Annotated in this window: 17 protein-coding genes and 4 pseudogenes; 12 read left to right on the plus strand and 9 right to left on the minus strand. The window is 61.2% G+C overall.

Annotation, left to right across the window (positions count from 1 at the left end):
• The first annotated feature begins 16 nt into the window (after nt 1-16).
• From guaA to NKK52_RS00730, 3 genes and pseudogenes are all read left to right on the plus strand, one after another.
• Entirely contained in the window at nt 17-1594 is a 1578-nt protein-coding gene (guaA, locus tag NKK52_RS00720; protein WP_023681817.1) for a glutamine-hydrolyzing GMP synthase, read from the plus strand.
• A gap of 290 nt (nt 1595-1884) precedes the next feature.
• A pseudogene (locus NKK52_RS00725) lies at nt 1885-2136 on the plus strand (Arm DNA-binding domain-containing protein); the annotation flags it as partial.
• Nucleotides 2137-2334: 198 nt separating this feature from the next.
• Nucleotides 2335-2883, plus strand: a complete 549-nt coding sequence (locus NKK52_RS00730; protein ID WP_023681816.1) for a hypothetical protein — start codon at nt 2335-2337, stop codon at nt 2881-2883.
• Here NKK52_RS00730 and NKK52_RS00735 read toward each other — a convergent pair.
• The 3 genes from NKK52_RS00735 to NKK52_RS00745 form a co-directional block, all read right to left on the minus strand.
• Nucleotides 2876-3166, minus strand: coding sequence for a MucR family transcriptional regulator (locus tag NKK52_RS00735; RefSeq protein ID WP_348524871.1), 291 nt, complete (start codon nt 3164-3166; stop codon nt 2876-2878). The genes NKK52_RS00730 and NKK52_RS00735 overlap by 8 nt on opposite strands.
• Nucleotides 3167-3408: 242 nt before the next feature.
• Entirely contained in the window at nt 3409-3651 is a 243-nt protein-coding gene (locus tag NKK52_RS00740; protein WP_156931515.1) for an SDR family NAD(P)-dependent oxidoreductase, read from the minus strand.
• Complete coding sequence (locus NKK52_RS00745; protein WP_023681815.1) at nt 3638-4984, minus strand: family 1 glycosylhydrolase; 1347 nt, start codon at nt 4982-4984, stop codon at nt 3638-3640. Before NKK52_RS00745 ends, NKK52_RS00740 begins: the two co-directional genes overlap by 14 nt.
• A 905-nt stretch (nt 4985-5889) precedes the next feature.
• Between NKK52_RS00745 and NKK52_RS00750 the strand changes: the two genes are divergently transcribed.
• The 7 genes from NKK52_RS00750 (at nt 5890) to NKK52_RS00780 (ending at nt 13546) form a co-directional block, all read left to right on the plus strand.
• The gene (locus tag NKK52_RS00750; RefSeq protein WP_023681814.1) at nt 5890-7104 is read left to right on the plus strand and encodes an ROK family transcriptional regulator; all 1215 of its coding nucleotides are present in this window, start codon (nt 5890-5892) and stop codon (nt 7102-7104) included.
• Nucleotides 7101-8354 (plus strand): M20 family metallopeptidase, encoded by a 1254-nt coding sequence (locus tag NKK52_RS00755; protein WP_023681813.1) that lies wholly within the window; start codon nt 7101-7103, stop codon nt 8352-8354. Before NKK52_RS00750 ends, NKK52_RS00755 begins: the two co-directional genes overlap by 4 nt.
• Nucleotides 8355-8385: 31 nt before the next feature.
• Complete coding sequence (locus NKK52_RS00760; protein ID WP_031198364.1) at nt 8386-9447, plus strand: substrate-binding domain-containing protein; 1062 nt, start codon at nt 8386-8388, stop codon at nt 9445-9447.
• Between the two features lie 68 nt (nt 9448-9515).
• Nucleotides 9516-10577 (plus strand): substrate-binding domain-containing protein, encoded by a 1062-nt coding sequence (locus tag NKK52_RS00765; RefSeq protein ID WP_023681811.1) that lies wholly within the window; start codon nt 9516-9518, stop codon nt 10575-10577.
• Nucleotides 10578-10612: 35 nt separating this feature from the next.
• Nucleotides 10613-11581: an ABC transporter permease gene (locus tag NKK52_RS00770; RefSeq protein WP_023681810.1), complete on the plus strand. Its 969-nt coding sequence runs from the start codon at nt 10613-10615 to the stop codon at nt 11579-11581.
• Nucleotides 11582-11593: 12 nt separating this feature from the next.
• Nucleotides 11594-12793: an alanine racemase gene (locus tag NKK52_RS00775; RefSeq protein ID WP_023681809.1), complete on the plus strand. Its 1200-nt coding sequence runs from the start codon at nt 11594-11596 to the stop codon at nt 12791-12793.
• Nucleotides 12794-12802: 9 nt separating this feature from the next.
• Entirely contained in the window at nt 12803-13546 is a 744-nt protein-coding gene (locus tag NKK52_RS00780; RefSeq protein ID WP_023681808.1) for an ATP-binding cassette domain-containing protein, read from the plus strand.
• Nucleotides 13547-13571: 25 nt separating this feature from the next.
• Here NKK52_RS00780 and NKK52_RS00785 read toward each other — a convergent pair.
• Nucleotides 13572-13825: pseudogene (locus tag NKK52_RS00785) on the minus strand (MBL fold metallo-hydrolase); the annotation flags it as partial.
• A gap of 4 nt (nt 13826-13829) precedes the next feature.
• Here NKK52_RS00785 and NKK52_RS00790 point away from each other — a divergent pair.
• Nucleotides 13830-13934 (plus strand): annotated as a pseudogene (locus tag NKK52_RS00790) (peptide ABC transporter ATP-binding protein); the annotation flags it as partial.
• A 166-nt stretch (nt 13935-14100) separates the two neighbouring features.
• On the opposite strand, the gene NKK52_RS00795 reads toward NKK52_RS00790, so the two are convergent.
• Entirely contained in the window at nt 14101-14430 is a 330-nt protein-coding gene (locus NKK52_RS00795) for a GMC oxidoreductase (protein ID WP_023692322.1), read from the minus strand.
• Between NKK52_RS00795 and NKK52_RS00800 the strand changes: the two are divergent.
• Nucleotides 14425-15106 (plus strand): annotated as a pseudogene (locus tag NKK52_RS00800) (ABC transporter permease); the annotation flags it as partial. The gene NKK52_RS00795 and the pseudogene NKK52_RS00800 overlap by 6 nt on opposite strands.
• A 183-nt stretch (nt 15107-15289) precedes the next feature.
• On the opposite strand, the gene NKK52_RS00805 reads toward NKK52_RS00800, so the two are convergent.
• The 4 genes from NKK52_RS00805 to NKK52_RS00820 form a co-directional block, all read right to left on the minus strand.
• Nucleotides 15290-16141, minus strand: a complete 852-nt coding sequence (locus NKK52_RS00805) for a sugar phosphate isomerase/epimerase family protein (protein WP_023681804.1) — start codon at nt 16139-16141, stop codon at nt 15290-15292.
• Nucleotides 16138-17163 carry an ABC transporter permease gene (locus NKK52_RS00810; RefSeq protein ID WP_023667740.1) on the minus strand — a complete coding sequence of 342 codons (1026 nt, stop codon included), beginning with the start codon at nt 17161-17163 and terminating at the stop codon, nt 16138-16140. The genes NKK52_RS00805 and NKK52_RS00810 overlap by 4 nt, the downstream gene beginning before the upstream one ends.
• Nucleotides 17160-18098, minus strand: coding sequence for an ABC transporter permease (locus NKK52_RS00815; RefSeq protein ID WP_502902977.1), 939 nt, complete (start codon nt 18096-18098; stop codon nt 17160-17162). The genes NKK52_RS00810 and NKK52_RS00815 overlap by 4 nt, the downstream gene beginning before the upstream one ends.
• A 61-nt stretch (nt 18099-18159) precedes the next feature.
• Nucleotides 18160-19674: a sugar ABC transporter ATP-binding protein gene (locus NKK52_RS00820; protein WP_023681802.1), complete on the minus strand. Its 1515-nt coding sequence runs from the start codon at nt 19672-19674 to the stop codon at nt 18160-18162.
• Between the last annotated feature and the right edge of the window lie 41 nt (nt 19675-19715).

Genomic DNA, 19715 nt, shown 5'->3' on the forward strand with positions numbered 1-19715 from the left:
TCTCTAAAGGCTCGCCATGACGACAGCCAATCATCCCGATACAGTCCTGGCCGACACCGTTCTCATCATCGATTTCGGCAGCCAGTTTACGCAGCTCATCGCCCGCCGCATCCGCGAGGCCGGCGTGTTTTCCGAGATCGTGCCGTTCCAATCGGCCGAAGCTGCCTTCAAGCGCATCAATCCGAAAGCCGTGATCCTGTCGGGCGGTCCCGCCTCGACATCGGACATCGGCAGCCCGCGCGCGCCGCAGATCGTCTTCGATGCCGGCGTGCCGGTGCTCGGTATCTGCTACGGCCAGATGGCCATGTGCGTGCAGATGGGCGGCGTCGCCGAAAGCTCTAACCATCGCGAATTCGGCCGCGCCTTCGTCGAGATCCAAAAGGACAGCCCGCTGTTCGAAGGCCTGTGGGCGCCCGGCCAGCGTCACCAGGTGTGGATGAGCCATGGCGACCGCGTCATCTCGCTGCCCAAGGGGTTCGAAGTCTTCGGCAAGTCGGAAGGCTCGCCTTTCGCCATCTTCGGCAACGTCGCGCGCAAGATGTACGGCATCATGTTCCACCCGGAAGTTGTGCATACGCCGGATGGCGCCAGGCTGCTGAGAAACTTCGTGCACAACATCGCCGGCCTCGAAGGCGACTGGACGATGCGCGCCTATCGCGAGCATGCGGTCGAGACAATTCGCAAACAGGTCGGCAAGGGCAAGGTGATCTGCGCGCTGTCGGGCGGCGTGGATTCATCGGTCGCTGCCTTGCTGATCCACGAAGCGGTAGGCGACCAGCTGACCTGCATTCTTGTCGACCATGGCCTTATGCGCAAGGACGAGGCCGCCGGCGTGGTGGCGATGTTCCGCCAGCACTATAATCTGCCGCTGGTCCTTGTCGACGCGTCGGAAAAATTCATCTCCGCGCTGGAAGGCGAGTCCGACCCCGAGACGAAGCGCAAGACCATCGGCCGGCTGTTCATCGAGGTGTTCGAGGAAGAGGCCAAGAAACTCGGCGGCGCCGATTTCCTGGCCCAGGGTACGCTCTATCCCGACGTCATCGAAAGCGTCTCCTTCACCGGCGGCCCGTCGGTGACCATCAAGTCGCACCACAATGTCGGCGGCCTGCCTGCGCGCATGAACATGCAACTGGTCGAGCCGCTGCGCGAACTGTTCAAGGACGAGGTGAGGGCACTGGGCAAGGAACTCGGCCTGCCCGAAAGTTTTATCGGCCGCCATCCGTTCCCTGGACCAGGCCTTGCCATCCGCTGCCCCGGCGGTATCACCCGCGAAAAGCTCGAAATCCTGCGCGAGGCCGACGCCATCTATCTCGACGAGATCCGCAAGGCCGGCCTTTACGACGCCATCTGGCAGGCTTTCGCCGTGCTGCTTCCGGTGCAGACCGTCGGTGTGATGGGCGACGGCCGCACCTACGAATTCGTCTGCGCCCTGCGCGCCGTGACGTCCGTCGACGGCATGACCGCCGACTTCTACCACTACGACATGGCTTTCCTCGGCGCGGCGGCCACCCGCATCATCAACGAAGTCCGCGGCATCAACCGCGTCGTCTACGACGTGACGTCAAAGCCGCCAGGCACCATCGAGTGGGAGTGATTCAGGCCCACTCAAACGCCGCCGAAAACACGCCATTGTACGCCACAACCATTTGATAACACGTATAATCCATTCGCAGACAATCAGCGACAATCGGTGCGGAGATTGGATTTGACGGACCGGCTGACGGACCTTCCGCAAATTGCTAGCTCAGATTTTTCGAAGTACCGTCAGATCCAATGAGGCTCTGACGGTGTTTTTTGATGCCTTAAGGCACTGGAGATAAAACGAATGTTCTGCCGAAGAGCCTCGAAATTGTACTGACGGTACTTTTCAGGAGGTACCGGGGAATGCTGACGGACGTCGCCCTTAAAGCCCTGAACCAAAAGAGAAATCTGCAAGATTGCGGACCGTGACGGCATGTATGTTCGCGTCATGCCCAGTGGCGCGATCTCCTTTCGGCTGGACTACAGGCTCAACGGAGGCCGCGAGACGGTCTATCTTGGCAGGTATGGACGGGACGGAATCTCGCTTGCCTCAGCCGGGAGAAGTGTCTCGACGCGAAGCGCGCTATTGGCGAGGGACGGTCGACGGCGATAGAAGCGCCGAGTTGTGACCCCGATCTCCGGCCGACTTCAGCGCCGAAATGGCTACCAAACCAAAGCGATGTCCGGGCCTTCAAGGCCTCATCTATTCCGGCCAAGCCGGCCCGGAGCGCCGCATTCACTCACATCCCTTGAACCTGAGTGCAGAGTTGCCGCATCGAAGCCATTTGAGCAGCCGAGTTTGCGCCCGAACCCGTGCTGGTGCTGGCGGTCGTATCGCCAGCTGTATTCGAGGATCCCGACGTGCCGGTGGTTGTACCCGAACCAGTGCTGTTGCTCGCCGTGGTGTTACTGCCGGTCGAACCCGTGCTGCCTGAGGTTCCGGTGGTTGCGCCAGAGCCGGTGCTGTTGCTGGCCGTGGTATTACTGTCGATCGAACCCGAGTTGGCTGATGTGCCGGTCGTTGCGCCAGAGCCGGTGCCGTTGCTGGCCGTCATTCTCGAACAGTCGGAGCGAACCTGTGCCTGTTGTGCAGAGCTCAGGGACGACCAGTTCTTGCGGATCTCATCCTGCGACAGAAGTCTTCCCGAATTGGCGTCGCTGAAGAATGAGCCGGAGAGCTTGCTGTCCCAGCCGCTCGGGATACCGCTTTGGCCGGAGCCGGACGTAGAGCTCATACCCGACCCGGCCGATGAGCCGGACGTTCCGTTCGTGCCGCTGGATGTTCCCGACGACTGCGCCAAGGCCGCGGTGGCGAGACAGAGAGAGATCGCTGTAGCTGTCAAAATCTTACGTTTCATGTGAGTCTCCTTTGGGGTTCGACGCCGTTGCGGCGTCGAATCCTAACCCCGAGGAAAGGCACTTGTTCCTGTAAAGAGTGGAATTCAATGTCATGATCCTTGTGCACCAGCCTTGGGTCTCCAATGCGATGCCGGAGCGCCTCAAGGACGACTGACGCCTCAGGCGAGAGCTGTCCGCCCACTGGGGTGTTATAGGCGATATGCAGAGCGCTTCCCGAATGGTTGGGTGCCACCATCGGGTAATTGCGAGGCAGGTTCCATTTGGTTCGGTAATCGTCCGGATTCATGCCCAGTCGGCCAAGGTGCGAACTGCGTCGGGTCTCGGTTAGAGACAGGAGGGTGGCCTTTGCCGCGGCGTATAGCTCGACATGCGGAGCTCGTCTCGACCGCGCACACTCAATACGTTTACGATGACGCCGCCAGATGTCATATGAGCGAATGCCTTTCGGGCGAAATAAATTGCGCCCAGCAGGTCGACGCTCAGCACCTTCAGCCAGAACCGCGCTAGTGAGCCTCAAGGGTTTAAAGATTACCAGGCCGGCGCGTTGTTGACGATTATTACCAACCTGCCGAACGCGTGAGCGCAAGTCGACAGCACCGTGATAGCGGTCTCCCGGAGCGCCCCTTGTCGAACCGCATGCGCGCCTTCTGGACCTTGCCTCCACCCACGTCGGCTCACCCGTGCACCTTCGGTGCCCAACCGCATGGCGATGGCCAGTCCAATCCCGCTTGCAGCACCGGTTACGATTGCAGTCTTGTTATCCAGGCGCATCAGGTTCGACCTCTTTCTGGGGAGCAGCAAGTGGTTCAGTCCAGCCTTCAGCGACCCGATCCACGCTCAGCAGGCTGCGCGCATAATTCTGTTGCGCGCGAACAATGGCATCGTCCTGCTGTGAGGGAAGAAAGACCGGCAAAGCAAGGCAGACACTTTGTGTGGCCAGCAGCTTGTTCCAGTTCGCGATCAGCGCCTTGAAAGCGCGCCCCACCGCCCTCGGATTTCGGTCGAGGTCATAGAGGCCGAGCGGATTGATCCGTCCGTTGTTCTCCCGAAGCGCACTGTCCCAGTCCACCTGATCCGTCAGCGAGTACCAGGTGAAGCCTACGATGGGGATGCCATCGTTGCGGATCCGCAGCACGTTGGCCCACTCTTTCCACAGCCAATAGACGGCTTCGTCTCCATTGGGGCCTTCGCTGATGTTGGTCTCCGTATGCATTACGGGAAGCCGGTAGCGGTTGAAGTACTGCCGCGTGATCTCGTCATAGCCAAACACCTCGCCGGACCCGGACGTCGTTCCGTCTGCCCAAACCCTATGTTCGTTGGTCTGATAATAGTCGGTGCCCATCACGCAATGCCTGCGCAGATGGCTCTCCAGGAAGAAACTGTATTCTTCGGCCGTCATCCCGTTTTCGAGAAGATAGCGATAGGTGTGCGCGTCCACGTCATGACCGTAGTTGAGGTCAAGCGACAGGAAACGCTCGCTGTTGAACCGTTCCGCTCTGCCGACCGCCTCGGGAGAATCGGCGTGGAAGTATTCCGAGGATTCGCTCTGTATGAAGATGGCGTCCGGCCGCACTTCGAGGATCGCCCGCATGGCAAGCACGTTCGCCTTCACGATGTGCTTGAGGGCGGTAACGAAAGCAGTGTCGCTGCTCAGTTGTTCGTTCCACCATCCCCAGCGAGCCGAAAAGGTGGCGCAGATGAACATCTCATTTATTGGGGTGAAGAGCTGGATCCACGGATAGCGTGTCGCAAAATCCCTGGCGTAGTGCTCGAATAGTGTCGGAAAGTCCGCGTTCTGGAAGTTGCCAACCCAGTCCGGCACGCCAAAATGGCAAAGGTCGACGATCGGAAGAATGTCTTTCGCCTTCAGGTCCGCGAAGGTCTCATCGGCGAATGCCCAATCATAACGTCCGTCACCCAGCCATGTTTTGTGGATCGGAGGTCCGTAGCGGAGGAAATGCACCCCGAGATCCTGGACCAGTTCGAAGTCGGTGCGCCATCGTTCGTAGAAGCGGCATTTTTCCATTTCGTCGACGCGCTCCCGGCCTTGTCGAATGGTCGGGGTGCTGTTCTCGATGCCGGTGGCAAACATGAACGTGAACATTGATGGTCCTTAGCCAAGGCGGAGATGCCCGCGCTTGGTCAAACGTTCAGTGCTCGACGCAGTTCCTGCAAGACTGCTTGTCAAGTTCGGTAGGCGCCTGACAACCACGTGCCTGCAAGTGCTATTCAAAGTCGGTTGACCGGTCTTTGCGAAAGGCAACGCCACATGGCGGGAAAGCCTTCGAACCGGCTTTTTGCCAAAGCCGGAGAATGGCTGGTCGAGAAGGTTCGGCGGCGATTTCTCCAGCCTCACCCGGCCATTCGGAAGATGGCGCTACGCTCGTGATCGTGAGCAGGGCCACCCCAGGCATAGGCGGGTCGAGATTGGCGGAATTCTATCGCACGGTTCAAGCGAGCAGTTTGCGCCGAATATGATCGGACTATGCTGGACGGAGAGGTCGGCTTCGGGCCAGCCCAGTTGGCGTCAAACGGGTCTTTGCGAGTTAAGGCGGTATGGCAGTTATCCACGTTTGCAAACTGCAAACGGACGTTCCGCTGCCGCCATTCACTGGGAGGCAGACCCGCGGTACATCACCGATATTCTCGAAGCCAATAGTTAGTCTCGTTCATCGTCCCATGGTTCGACAGACCCATACGAGAGAATACGAGAGATATGGACCGGCGAACCATCCGCTGTATTGATCTCCTGTAGAAAACAGTGACCCTCAGAGACTAGCATGATCGTTATTTGTCAATGCGCTGCGAAGCTGTTCGCCCAATTGATTCAAGAAGCTGATCCAGCCACTCCCTGACCGCATTTATCTTCTGCCGAACGGCAGCACCGCGCCTGAATTCTGCCTCCGGATCAATGTTCGCGTGCGCAAAACGGCCGCTCGCGAACATACATTGACAGGTCCAGTTCCGAATAATAAGTTCGGTCATAGAACGAATTAACGGGAGTTCAATGTGACTGACCTGCCGCGCATATCCCGTCAGTTCTCACAGCGCTCCGTGATGGAAGCGATCGTCCAGGGCGGGCCGATCTCCCGCGCCTCAATCGCCAAGCTGACGGGCTTGTCGAAGCAGACCATCTCCGAAATCATGCGCGGGCTCGAGCAGGAGGGCTGGGTCCAGGAAACCGGCCGCACCAGCGGCCATGTCGGGCGCACCGCCGTCACCTACGAACTGGTCCACGACGCAGCCTATATCATCGCCGTCGACCTTGGCGGCACCAAGGTGCGGGTCGCGCTGACCGACCTTGCCTGCCAGATCTTTGCCGAAGCCGCCACACCGACCGACCCGCGCGGCGGCCAGTTCGTCGTCGATCAGATTGCAGCGCTGGCCTTCGATGCCGCGGCCAGACAGCACGTCGCGCGCAAGAAGATACGCCTGGCCGTCATCGGCGCGCCTGGCGCTCCTGACCCGGCCACCGGCCGCATTTTAATGGCGCCGAACATTGCCGGCTTCGACACAATGAATGTGCTGGATGCCTTCGAAGAAGCGCTCGGCGTCGCGGTGATGATCGAGAACGACGTCAATCTCGCGGTGCTTGGCGAGAACTGGCTGGGCCAAGGCCAGGGCATCGACAATCTCGCCTACATCGCGCTCGGCACCGGCATCGGCAGCGGGCTGATGCTGGGCGGCCATCTGGTGCGGGGTGCTGGGCACGCCGCCGGCGAGATCGGTTTCATGCCGATCGGGGCCGATCCCTTCACCGAGGAATCACTGCGCACCGGCGCATTCGAACGCGCGGTGGCCACCCACGCCATGACCGATCGCTACCACGCCCTCACCGGCAGGCAGGTCTCGGTGCCGGCAATATTCGAGAATGCCGCGCTTGGCGACAAGGACGCGCTCACCGTGCTCGACGAAACTGCCCGCCATCTGGCGCAAGGCGTTGCGGCAATCGCGGCAATTGCCAATCCAGAAAAGTTTATCCTCGGCGGCTCGATTGGGTTGCGGCCCGAAATCCTGTCCAGGGTGCAGGCGCTTCTGCCGCTATGCTTCCCATATCCGGTCAGGGTCGAGGCGAGCGAACTTGGCGCACGCGCAGCCCTCATCGGCGCGGCGGCAATCGGCCTTGGCCAGTTGCACAACACGCTGTTCGGCGTCGACGCGCCTGATGGCCGGATTTCGCTGCCGCCTGCCCAGGCCGCCGCCCTGAAGGAGGCCGCGATATGACTCACGATATTACCGCCCGCCTGCAGGCAGCGCTCGACCGTGGCGACGCACTAACGCTGTTTCGCGGCGCCATCGACCGCGAGAGCATCACCGGCAACGAAGCCAACTTCGTCGACTTCCTCGAAGCCAGGATGCGCGACCTTGACCTCAGCGGCCTGACCAGGACGGAATTCCTTCCCGGGCGGCCCAACATCTGGGGCGAGCGCAAGGGGGCCGACCAGGGAAAGCGCCTGCTGTTCATCGGCCATACCGACACCGTCCATGTCGACGGCTGGCGCGAGCATTGGGCAGGCACCGAGCGTGAGGATCCGTTCGCCGCCCCGATCATTGATGGTGCTGTCTGGGGCCGAGGCTCCGGCGACCTCAAGGCCGGCATCACTGCTTCGCTTGCGGCACTCGCGCTACTCGACAAGGCCGGCATTCGCCTCAAGGGCGACGTCGCCTTTGCTTTCGTCGGCGACGAGGAGAGCGGCCAGCCCGGCACCGGCGTTTCCGCCGGGATCAAGCACTTCGTCGGACGCATTGAGACCGGCGAGGTGACAGCACCCGATTTCAGCGTCTATGTCGAGCCGACCCGCCTGGCCGTCTATGCGGCGCAGATCGGCTTCTTCATCACCGATATCTCGATTACCGGCAAATCCGCCTATTTCGGTGTGCCAGAACTCGGCAAGGATGCGCTCCGTGCAAGCCATGCCGCGATGACGGCGCTTTGGAAGCATTCGGATGAGGTCGCCGCGCGCGCCGAGCACAAACTGGTCGGGCGCGGCTTCCTGCTTATCACCGGGCTTGCCGGCGGCGGCTACATTGCCGTTCCCGAGCGCTGCACGCTCTCGCTGATCCGCAAGCTGTTGCCTGGCGAAGACCTCGACACCGCCGCCGCCGAGATCGAGGCTGCCGTGCGCGGCGCGATCGCCGATCCGGATATTTCGGTAGAGTTCGCCTACCCCGCCGGCCGCGACCACAGGCTGGGCGGCACCGCTGCCGAGATCGGCGAAACGCGGGCGGAAGTCGCCATGCTGTCCGACGCGATGGCTGGCGCAATGAGCGGACGCGGCGTCATCGAGGGCGCACCGTTCTGGTCGGAGTCCCCCTTCTTCATCAATCAGCTCGGTATTCCTGCCGTCTATTGCGCGCCCGGCGACATCAGGAATTGCCACACATTCGAGGAGCACGTCGATGTCGAGGAATATTTCGCCGGCATAGTCGGCTTCGCCGCCTTCATGGCCCGCTACTGCGGCGTGGCCGACTGAACCACCAACGAAGCAAAATGGGAGAACTGACATGCCGATGAAGACACTGATCGCCGCCGCCTTTGCCGGCGGATTGATGCTTGCCGCCAACCCAGCTTTCGCACAGACGGTCGGCCCGCAGGGCGAGAGCGCCACGCCGAGCGCCGACGTGATCCTAAGCGATGCCGACATCGCCGCGCTCAAGGACAAGGGCTACAAGGCTGCCTTGCTCTGGCACACCTCGTCCGATTTCACCAATGCGGTAACCGCCGGCGCCACCGACGAATTCGCCCGCGCCGGCATCACCATTGCGGTCAAAACGGATGCCCAGTTCGACTCCGCCCGCCAGCGCAGCGACATCGAGACGGCGTTGGCCGCCAAGCCCAACGTCATCTTGGCGCTGCCGCTCGACCCGGTCACCTCGGCAGAAGCCTTCCGCCAGGCGGTCAAGGACGGCACCAAGCTGGTGTTCCTGTCCAACTTGCCCAAGGACTACAAGCAGGGCACCGACTACGCTTCGATCGTGACTGACGATCTATTCCAGATGGGCAAGCAGGCTGCGGACGCGATGGCCAAGGCGATCGGCGGCAAGGGCAAGGTCGGCTACATTTTCCACGACGCTGCCTACTACGTCACCAACCAGCGCGACCAAGCCTTCAAGACCACCATCGAGAAGGTCTATCCCGACATCAAGATCGTCGCCGAACAGGGCATATCCGACCCGGCCCGCGCCGAGGAACTGGCCAACGCGATGCTTTTGCAACATCCCGATCTCGACGGCATCTACGTGACCTGGGCCGAGCCGGCCGACGGCGTGCTGTCGGCGCTACGCGGCGCCGGCAACGCCAGGACCAAGATCGTCACGCTCGACCTCGCCGAGCCGGTCGCGCTCGACATGGTCAAGGGCGGCAATGTCGCAGCCCTCGTCGCCGACAAGGCCTATGAACTCGGCCGCGCCATGGCTGCCTCCGGCATGAAGTCGCTGCTTGGCCAGCCGACACCAGCCTTCGTCGTCGCCCCGGCCCTGACCGTCACCAAGGAGAATGTCGCGCAGGGCTGGAAGGACTCGCTCAACCGCGACGCGCCGCAGCCGGTGCTCGACGCGGCCAAGTAAGGCTCTCGCTCCGGCGCGGCCCGCCGCACCGGAGCTTTTCTTCGACACAACAAAAAGGGAACCGGGACATGCGCAAAGCATCTGTAATCATAACGACAGTGGCGAGCCTGCTAGCCATGCACGCCTTCGCCGCTGAAGGCGTCACCACAGGACCGAACGGTGAAAAGCCGGTGCCGGCGAGCAGTCTTACGCTGACGCCGGCCGAGGAGCAGCAGATCAAGGACGGCAAGTTCACCGCCGCCCTCGTCTGGCACGAGATGAGCGAATACACCAACGCCGTCAACGCCGGCGCCCATGACGAATTCAAGCGCCTCGGCATCGAGGTGGTGGCGCAGACCGATGCCGGTTTCGACGCCGCGCGACAGAAGGCCGATATCGAGACGGTGATGGCCAAAAAGCCGTCGATCATCCTGTCGCTTCCCGTCGATCCGGCGACCGCAGCTTCGGTCTACGATCCGGCACGCCAGGCCGGCGTCAAGCTCGGCTTCGTTGACAATTCCCCGGCCGGCTACAAGCAGGGCAGGGACTATGTCACCATCGTCTCCGACGATCTCTTTCAGATGGGCAACAAGGCCGGCATCGCCATGGCCGAGGCGCTCGGCAAGAAAGGCAAGGTCGGCTACATCTTCCACGATGCCGACTTCTACGTCACCAACCAGCGCGACCAGGCCTTCAAGAAGACCATCGAGCAGGACTATCCCGATATGAAGATCGAGGCCGAGGCCGGCATGGCCGACCCGGCGCGCAGCGAAGACATCGCCCAGGCGATGATCACCCAGCATCCGGACCTGGACGGCATCTATGTCACTTGGGCCGAACCGGCGCTGAGCGTGCTTTCGGCCTTGCGCGGTGCCGGCAACACGCACACCAAGATTGTCACGCTCGACCTCAATGAGCCTGCCGCGCTCGACATGGTCAAGGGCGGCAACATCGCGGCCCTCGTCGCCGACGAGGCCTACAGCATTGGCGTGACGCTGGCGCGCGCCTCGGCAGGTTCTCTGGTCGGCAAGAAGGCCGAACCATTCTATGCCGTAGATTCCATCGCCGTCACCAAGGACACGGTGAAGGACGGTTGGAGGAAGTCCCTCAACAGGGACGTACCGGCGGCTATCGCGGACGCGGTGAAATAGGCTCGAGGCGAAGCGCTCACCACCGGAGGAATAAAATGTCCAGTGCCAACACCAGCGCCGGTAGCAGCTTCGCCAGCCGCTTCAATCTGCAGCAATATGTCGTCTACCTCGGTTTCCTGGCGATCTTCCTGTTCTTCGCCATTGTGCTGAGGGACAGCGGCTTCCTCACCGTCCGAAACTTATCGAACATCGTGTTGCAGACGACGCCGGTGACGATCATGGCCATCGGCCTGGTCTTCGTCATGTCGGCCGGCGAAATAGATTTGTCGATCGGCTCGATCGTGGCGGTGGCGGCCCTTGCAGCCGCCGTCACCATCAACGCGTACGGCATGCCGGCAGGGATAGTCGCCGGCCTCGGCGCCGGCCTGCTGATCGGCGTCATCAACGGCGTGCTGGTGGCGTATGTCAGGCTGCCCTCCTTCCTGGTGACGCTGGCGACGCTCGGCCTGTTCGCCGGCGTTTCGCGTTCGATGACAGACCTTCGCTCGATCTCGGTGGCCAACGAAGCGTTCACCGGCTTCTTCGGTTCCGGCTCGCTGCTCGGTGTCCCCTCACTCGTCTGGTGGTCGGTGATTGCCGTGGCCATCGGCCACCTGGTGTTCCGCGAAACCCGTTTCGGCGCGCATGTGCTGGCGACCGGCGACAATGCCCGCGCCGCAAGCGTATCGGGCATCAGCGTGCCCAGGATCAGGCTCGCCGTGCTGACCATCAGCGGCGGGCTCGCCGGTCTTGCCGGCTTGCTCTATGCCGGTCGCCTGCAGGCGGCGAAATATACTCTCGGCGAAACCGACCTGATGACGGTCATCGCCGCCGTCATCGTCGGCGGCACGCTGCTCAATGGCGGCAAGGGCTCCGTGGTCGGCGCGCTGGTCGGCTCGTTGATGATGGGCATGCTCAACAACGGCCTGATCCTGATGGGCCTGTCGGTCTCCGACCAGATGATCGTGCGCGGCCTCATTATCCTGACCGCAGTCGCCGTGTCGCTGCGCGAAAAGAACCGCTGAAGGAAGCCATCCATGTTTCTCGAGATTCTGCGCCGCCGCAACCCCGCCTTCATCGAATCAGCTATCCGGTTGCATCAGCAAGGTAAGCTGCCGGCCAATGCTTATGTGCTCGATCTCGACACGGTTGAGGCCAATGCGCGGGTTCTCAAGAGCGAGGCCAACCGCAACGGCCTGAAGATCTTCGCCATGACCAAGCAGGTCGGCCGCTCCTCGTCGTTCTGCCGGGCTGTGATGCGCGGCGGCATTGACCGCGCGGTCGCCGTCGACATGGCTTGCGCCCGCGCCACCCACAAGGCAGGCATGAAGCTTGGCCATCTCGGCCATCTCCAGCAGGTCGCAAAATTCGAAGCGGCGGCTGCGGCGAAAACCTTCAAGCCGGACTACTGGACCGTGTTCAACGCTACCAAGGCTGGGGAAGCGGCAACAGGCGCCAAGGCGGCCGGCTATGTGCAGGACCTGCTGGCCCGCATCGCCGCCGAAGGCGATATCTTCTATCGCGGCCATGAAGGCGGTTTCAATGCCGCCGACATTATCGATGTCGCCGACCGGCTGGATGCCGTCGAAGGCGGCCGTTTCGCCGGCATCACCACTTTCCCTGCTCTGCTGTTCGACCATGCTTCGCGAAAAGTGCTGCCGACCCCCAATCTGGCGACGCTCGCGAAAGCTGCGGAAGCGCTGGCTAAGGCAGGCCGCAAGGACATTGGGATCAACGCGCCGGGCACCACGTCGAGTGTCATGCTGGCGGCACTCGCCGAGGCTGGCGCGACGCAGTGCGAGCCCGGCAATGGACTGCATGGCACCACCGCGCTGCATGTCATGGAAGATTTGCCGGAGCTTCCGGCGGTGCTCTATCTCACTGAGGTCTCGCATCTCTCCGGCGGCAAGGCCTATTGCCTTGGCGGCGGCTTCTACATCGATCCGATCTTCCCCGACTACGACGTCAAGGCGATCGTCTCGGCTGAACCGACGACGGCAGGCTCGGCACTGCGCAGCGTCGAGGTGCCGCCGCCCTCGGCGATCGACTATTACGCCATGATCGATGCCGCCGGCGCGAACGCGCCGAAGCCTGGCGACAGCGCCGTGTTCGGCTTCCGTGGCCAGGCCTTCGTCACCCGCGCCCATATTGTCGGCGTGTCGGGCATTTCGACGGACAATCCGAAAGTGGAAACCATCGAGAACGGCTTCGGTGAACCCTATGCCTGGCCAGTCTAGGAGAAACACATGACGGTGAGCGCGCCCATCCTTCAGCTGCACGACATTCGCAAGAATTTCGGCGGCATCACCGCGATCGAGAGTTTTTCGCTCGAGGTTTTCCCGGGCGAGATCGTTGCACTCGTCGGCGACAACGGCGCCGGAAAGTCGACGCTGGTCAAGATCGTCTCGGGCGTCCACCCGCCCTCGTCCGGCACCATCGTCATCGAAGGAAAACCGGTGACGATGTCGAATGCCACCATGGGGCGCGCGCACGGCATCGAGGTCGTCTACCAGGACCTGGCGCTGGCCGACCAGCAGACGGTCTACATGAACATGTTCCTCGGCCGCGAGCCGCTGAACCGCCTCGGTTTGCTCGACCGCCGCCGCATGATCGACGAGACCGAGAAACTGGTGAAGGAACTGGACGTGCGCATCCCCTCCGCCCACGCCACCATCCGCGATCTCTCCGGCGGCCAGCGCCAGGGCGTTGCGATCGCGCGCGCCACGCATTGGGCAAGCAAGCTGATCCTGCTGGATGAACCGACGGCGGCGCTGGGCGTTGCCGAAACCGCCCGGGTGGAGTCTATCGTCCAGTCTCTGAAGCAGCGCAATGTCGGCATCCTGATCATCAGCCACAGCCTCGACCAGGTCTTCAAGCTCTCCGACCGCATCTGTGTTCTCAGGCGTGGCAAGCAGATTGGAATTCGCGAGACCGCGAAGACCGATAAGAACGAGATCATTGCCATGATCACCGGCCTGCAGCAGCAATAGCAGGAACTCTCTCTGAGAGCCCCCCGCCCGAGATCCGGATGTTGTCGGCGATCACGCGATAGATCAGCTTGTGCCGCGTGGTGATCGCCATCGGCCCGTCCTGGTCGTAGCTGCCTTGCCACTCCGGATGCGGCGCCAGCAGCGCTGGCACATACATCGTGTCGGCCGAAATCATGCGCTGTTCCTTGCCGTAGTTTGCGAGGTAGACCGAGTGGCCGGGCGTGTGGCCGGCTCAGCGATGATCTGGAAGCCGGGCGCGACTTCGGCGCCGTCATGGATGCTGCTGGAACTGCTGCGTCTGGTGAAGCTGCCTGCATCGCCTGAATTTCTCCAGGCGTATCCGCACCAGCTTTCTGGCGGCCAACAGCAGCGCGTTGGCATCGCTATCCCAGTCTCGATTTGATAGGACCTATGCAATGTATGGCGGCGCCGACATCACCGTGCCGCCCGGCGGCGTCAAGCTGTCCGGTTTCGGTCGCGACAAGTCGCTGCATGCGCTGGACAGATACACCGTCTCAAAACAGCCTGGATTTCTCTGGGCTGCCCGTTTCTCGCTAAGCGCTGCCGAGGATGAAATCGGCGCACCGATCGGCGATCATGATCACCGGCGCGTTGGTGTTGCCGCTGATGAGACGCGGCATGATCGAGGCGTCGCAGATGCGTAGGCGCGGCACGCCGCGCACGCGCAATTGCGGGTCGACCACCGCCTGGTCATCGGTGCCCATCCGGCAGGTGCCGCAGGGGTGATAAACCGTCTTGGCGTGTTCGAGGATGTGGTCTGTTATGGACTGATCGGAAAGGTCGGCGGCCCCGCCCGGCGACAGCTCCTCGGCGATCACCGCCTGCAGGGCCGGTTGACGCAGGATGGTGCGGGCGATCTTCATGCCGGCGAGCAGCAGGGCAACACGCAAGATGCGACGGCAGGCTTTCCCTACGAAACCCGCTTCGAGGATCTGGAATATCTCACCACCGGTCGCACCGATCTGGTTTCGGTTCTTACCAACAATGCCTACCTCCATTCCCATTCCTCATTCTTTTGTCTTCCTGCTTGTCCTGGCGGCGGTGATGTTGGTCGTTCTGCACCGTACCGCCTTCGGACTATACCTCTACGCCGTCGGCAAAAATGAAGAGGCCGCGCGGTTTTCGGGAATCCGTACCGGCCGGGTTATCATCTGCGCCTATGTGATCTGCGCCGGGCTGACGGCGCTGTCATCCATCTTTCTCGCAATGTACACACGCTCGATCCTGCCAAGCTCGCACGCCAATTTCTACGAGCTCTACGCGATCGCCGCCGCCGTCCTTGGAGGGTTCTCGTTGCGGGGCGGGGAAGGCTCAATCATTGGTGTGGTGCTCGGAACGATCTTGCTGCAGGTGCTTCAAAACCTTGTCAATCTTCTAGGCATTCCCTCCTCACTCAACTTTGCCGTGAGTGGATCGGTGATCCTGATCGGGGTACTGGCCGACCAGGAATACGCAGAGTTCCGAAAGCGCCGCGAATTGATGCGGGGCCGGCTCGCGGCCGCCGAAGGTAGCGCTGCGATGCCCGAGCCGGTGAAATAGATGTTCGCGGCAGTTGCGATCGCCGACCGGTTGGCTGCTTGCGCCCGGGGGGCAGCCGAAGGCCGGGATCTAAAACGCCGCAATATTGCCTCTCGAGCGGCTCCTGCTTCAAAGGCAGTCGCCGTAATGTCGATGCAGTCGGCTCATGATGTGCCGAGTTTCGATCTCGCATGGTGATGTAACTTATGCGATCAGCCCGTACTGCCGTGCCTTGTTGCGCAAGAACGGCAGACCGTTGCCCATCACAACCGCTTCACTCTCGGCCACCGGACGCCACACGCTGAGGCCAAACGCCAGACGCGGATCCATGTTGATGAAGCTCTCCATCGCGAGCCCGCCCTTGAAGCCGATCGCGGCCAGCGTTGCGAACGTCTCATCCCAATTGCAATTGCCCTCGCCCGGGGTGCCGCGATCAGACTCGGAGAGGTGGATATATTTGAGGTAATCGCGGGCGGTGATAATGCCGTTGCCCATGCCCTTTTCCTCGATATTCATGTGGTAGGTATCAAGGTGCACGAACATATTGTCGGCGCCGACTCTCTCGATTAGTGCCACCGCCTGAGCCGCGGTGTTGATGATGTGGTTCTCGTAACGGTTCACGGCTTCGACACCGAGTTCGACGCCGCGAGACTTGGCTTGCGCGGCGGCGGACGTCATCACTTTCGCAATGTTATCAAGTTCGTCCTGGGTAGGTGGCACGCCAGTACGCTCGCCGATGCCGCCATAGATTACGCCGCACAGCGCCTGGGCTCCGATGTCGGCCGTCTTGTCGATAGCAACCTTGAGAAAGTCAATCGCCTCCTGTGGGTGGCGCGATGCCCACGCATATTCGGGCAACCCTAGCGAGCACACCGCCTGCATGCCATTTGCCGCCAGCAGCTTGCGGGTGTGATCGGCATCGCAAGAAAATGGATCGGCCAGCGAAATTTCAATGAAATCGAGATCGTATTTTTTCACCGCCGCTACAGTGTGCTCGGCGCCCTCTACGGACCAACCACTCGTCCACATGCTCGTATGAACGCCAAAACCCTTCATCGTGTTATCCTCATGAAATTGAGCTGCCCGGCAGCCCACCGCAAGATCATGACGCCGATCAGCATGATGCCCCAAATGGCTGTGGCCAGGTGCTGGCTGGCGCCCAAGAGATTCAGTCCCGAAGAAAGCAACTGCAAAACGATGAGGGCTAGGAAGACCGAAACGACCTTGCCGAAGCCGCCAAACGGATTCACCCCGCCCAAAAAGCAGGCAAGCACCGTAATCAGCACATAGGACTCGCCATGGCCGACACGGACGGAATTGAATCGTGCCATCATGATAATGCCGGCCAACGCACACATGGCGCCAGACAGCGCGTAGATCAGAATGATCACGCGTCGCGTCGAGATGCCGGAATAGCGCGTCGCCTCGATGTTGGAGCCGACCATATAGTTTGAAAAGCCAAGCCTGGTTCGGGTCATCAAAACATGCCAGACGATGACTGCGCCGAGCAGTATCAGCAGCGGGACAGGAATGCCGACGATGCTGCCGTGGCCCAGGGGCTGGATGAATTCGGGAAAGCCCGAAATATCGGCGCCGCGGGTCAGAAACTCGCCAAGGCCGCGCAGGAAAATCATCACCGAGAGCGAAACGAGGATGGGGTGCGCGCCGGTATAGGCTATCACCGGGCCCATGACCAAGCCGCTTGCCGTGCCAACGCCGACCGCAAGAACGGAACCGAGTAGAAAGGCATAGATGCTTGCGTCCGGTCCTCCGTTGGCCTGAAGAACCCAGGCGAGCGTGAGGCCACAGAGATTGGCCGTGAACGTCACGGCGAGATTGATGCCGCCCGAGATGATCGGCATCAACATCGCGAGCGTAAGCAGTCCAAGTTCAGGCAACTGGAAGGCCACCGATTCAAAGGTAGCTTTGGACAGGAATCGCGGCGAGAGAGATCCGAAGAATGCAATCACCAAAATCAATGCCAGCAAAAGTCCGATATTCTCGGCGCCCAACGTGCCGGCAAGACGGCGCAAGAATCCGTGCCGTAGCGCTCCAGTTTCGAGCACGCGCTGCGTCATGTACCCATCCTCTGCCGCAAGCCCGCGAGGATATGCCCGAGCGGCGCGTTGGACAGCGTGATGGCAATCAAGATGATCGCCCCGACGATCATCTTGAAAGCATAGGGAGAGATGCCGAGGAGGTTCAGCCCGTTTTGCGTCACCGACACAAGAAACACGCCAAGGATGCAACCGAGCACGGTGCCGCGCCCGCCACCCAGCCTGGCACCGCCAAGGACAACAGCTGCCAGCACGTCCAGCTCGCGCCCCACCAATGCGTTGGGCACGATTTCCTGGGAATAGTGCACCTGCACAAGTCCCGCGATCCCGGCCATCAAACCAAGCCAGCCGAAGGCAATGAAGTGCATCGCCGCGATGTTGATACCGAGGCGACGGGCGCCCTCCGGGTTATCGCCAAAAGCGTATAGCTGCCGTCCCGTGGTGGTATACCGGATAAGCCCCCAGGTGGCGGCGACGCAGACCGCCATGATCGCAACCGGCAGTGTTAGCTCGGCCCAATTGCCATTCGCCTGTTGGAACTCGAAAAGCACAGTGCGATGCGTCCACCATGCAGGCAGATTGTAGATCGATACACCGTGCGTGAAGAACATCAGAAGGCCGAAAAAAATATTGAAGGTGGCGATGGTGACAACGATTGAAATGATCTGGAAATAGTAGATGAGGCCGGCGTTCACCGCACCCAGGGCGATCCCGACAATTGCCGCCAAGGTGAGGCCGATGAACCAATCACCACCTCCCATTTGGGCTAGAGCCAGCGCCACAACGTATTGAACCACTGACGCGGCCACAGCGAAGGAGATGTCGATGCCCCCAGCGATCAACACCACCAGCAGCCCAACCGCGAAGATCAGATTTGTCGAGCTTGTGTTGAGCAGATTGAAGAGATTGGCAATGGTGAAGAATTTGTCGCTCGCAACGGAGAGACCTGCGCTCATGATGAGAAGAACCACAACGAGCCATGTCTCGGTGGGATGAGCCCGGAAGAGCTTGCCGCGGTTACGCATAGACGGCAGCTTCCAGGTCGCCGAGCGGGATGGCGTGCGGATCGTATTCGGCGACTATCTTGCCCGCAGCCATATGAAGGATACGATCGGCGTTGAAATAGACCTCCGGCACTTCATCGGATATCAGCAGAATCGCCAGGCCTTCGGCAGCGAGCTTGGCGACAATCTCGAAGATGCCGGCCCGCGCGCCAACGTCCACCCCCACGGTTGGCGAATCAAGAATGATCAGTTTCAGGCCGACCGCCAGCCATTTGGCGATGGCCACCCTTTGCTGGTTGCCGCCCGAGAGCGTGGAAATCGCATCGGTCTGCCGCCCGACTTTTATCGCCAATTCCTCGATCCAATGATTGACGAGCGCGTCCTTCTTCTCCGAGGAGATCAGCCCTCGATCAAGGATCTTGTCGAGCACCGGGATAATGGCGTTGTCGGCGATGGACTGAGCTTGTATGAGACCAAGGGACAAGCGGTCTTCGGAGAGATATCCAATACCCGCGCGGATTGCGTCGCGGTTGGAGTTCAGATGAAGAACCGTCCCGTTGAGTGCGATGCTGCCGCGGTCTGGGCGCAGCATGCCGAAAATAGAAAGCGCGAGTTCTGTGCGACCGGCGCCGAGTAGCCCGGTCAGGCCAAGCGTTTCACCTCGCCGTATTGTCAGCGAAACGTCGTCATAGTCGCCTGCGCGGGTCAATCGATCGATCTTCAACACGACGGGTGATCCACTAAGGTTTCTCGTGCTCACGGTTTGGTCGAACGTCTTGCCGGTCATCAGTTCGGTGAGGCGTGATTGGGTCATTCCGGCGGTCGGGAACACCCCAACGACCTTACCGTCGCGCAGAACGGTGACGCGACTTGAGATCTCCAGAACTTCCGCAAGGCGATGGCTGACTAAGACGATGGCCATGCCTTCATTCGAGAGTGTTCGAACGATCGCGAGCAACCGGTCTGTTTCCGATTGAGTAAGCGACGATGTGGGCTCGTCCATGAAAATAACCTTCGCATCGCCGGCGAGCGCCCGGGCGATGGCGACGATCTGACGTTGGGCGATTGCAAAGCTACGCAGAGGCGCGTCGACATCGAGGTCGGCGCCAAGCCGCGCCAACAGCCCTCGCGCCACCTCGCGAATGCGCGAATGATCGACGAGCCGAGGCATGTTGCCGAGGACAGTTCTGATCCCGATATTTTCCGCGACTGTCATTTCAGGAAACAGTGCGAGGTCCTGCCAGATGACTTCCACCCCGGCGCTGCGCGCCGCAGCCGGCGACATGATGTCGACAGACTTTCCGGCGATCGACATGTTTGCGCCGGCTAGCGGCTGACAAACGCCGGTGATTACCTTGATCAGGGTGCTCTTGCCGCTGCCGTTCTCACCGGCGATGCATTGCACTTCACCCGGGAGAACCTCGAAGGCGACATCCTGGAGGGCTCTAACGCCACCAAATGTGACGCTTATGTTGCTAAACGACAGAACCGATGGGAGGTCCTGCGTCGTAGACGCGACGAGGTTCACGGCGGGCCCTTCTGAAATGACAAGGATGGGGCGTGCCGGGA

It is taken from the genome of Mesorhizobium sp. C277A, from assembly GCF_040324395.1.
Lineage (GTDB): Bacteria > Pseudomonadota > Alphaproteobacteria > Rhizobiales > Rhizobiaceae > Mesorhizobium.

Bases quoted from the DNA above. Each gene is read 5' to 3' on its own strand.
- guaA (WP_023681817.1), top strand. From the start codon at position 17: ATGACGACAGCCAATCATCCCGATACAGTCCTGGCCGACACCGTTCTC.
- NKK52_RS00735 (WP_348524871.1), bottom strand. From the start codon at position 3,166: ATGAATCCGGACGATTACCGAACCAAATGGAACCTGCCTCGCAATTAC.
- NKK52_RS00740 (WP_156931515.1), bottom strand. From the start codon at position 3,651: ATGCGCCTGGATAACAAGACTGCAATCGTAACCGGTGCTGCAAGCGGG.
- NKK52_RS00745 (WP_023681815.1), bottom strand. From the start codon at position 4,984: ATGTTCACGTTCATGTTTGCCACCGGCATCGAGAACAGCACCCCGACC.
- NKK52_RS00755 (WP_023681813.1), top strand. From the start codon at position 7,101: ATGACTCACGATATTACCGCCCGCCTGCAGGCAGCGCTCGACCGTGGC.
- NKK52_RS00760 (WP_031198364.1), top strand. From the start codon at position 8,386: ATGCCGATGAAGACACTGATCGCCGCCGCCTTTGCCGGCGGATTGATG.
- NKK52_RS00765 (WP_023681811.1), top strand. From the start codon at position 9,516: ATGCGCAAAGCATCTGTAATCATAACGACAGTGGCGAGCCTGCTAGCC.
- NKK52_RS00770 (WP_023681810.1), top strand. From the start codon at position 10,613: ATGTCCAGTGCCAACACCAGCGCCGGTAGCAGCTTCGCCAGCCGCTTC.
- NKK52_RS00775 (WP_023681809.1), top strand. From the start codon at position 11,594: ATGTTTCTCGAGATTCTGCGCCGCCGCAACCCCGCCTTCATCGAATCA.
- NKK52_RS00780 (WP_023681808.1), top strand. From the start codon at position 12,803: ATGACGGTGAGCGCGCCCATCCTTCAGCTGCACGACATTCGCAAGAAT.
- NKK52_RS00795 (WP_023692322.1), bottom strand. From the start codon at position 14,430: ATGAAGATCGCCCGCACCATCCTGCGTCAACCGGCCCTGCAGGCGGTG.
- NKK52_RS00805 (WP_023681804.1), bottom strand. From the start codon at position 16,141: ATGAAGGGTTTTGGCGTTCATACGAGCATGTGGACGAGTGGTTGGTCC.
- NKK52_RS00810 (WP_023667740.1), bottom strand. From the start codon at position 17,163: ATGACGCAGCGCGTGCTCGAAACTGGAGCGCTACGGCACGGATTCTTG.
- NKK52_RS00815 (WP_502902977.1), bottom strand. From the start codon at position 18,098: ATGAGCGCAGGTCTCTCCGTTGCGAGCGACAAATTCTTCACCATTGCC.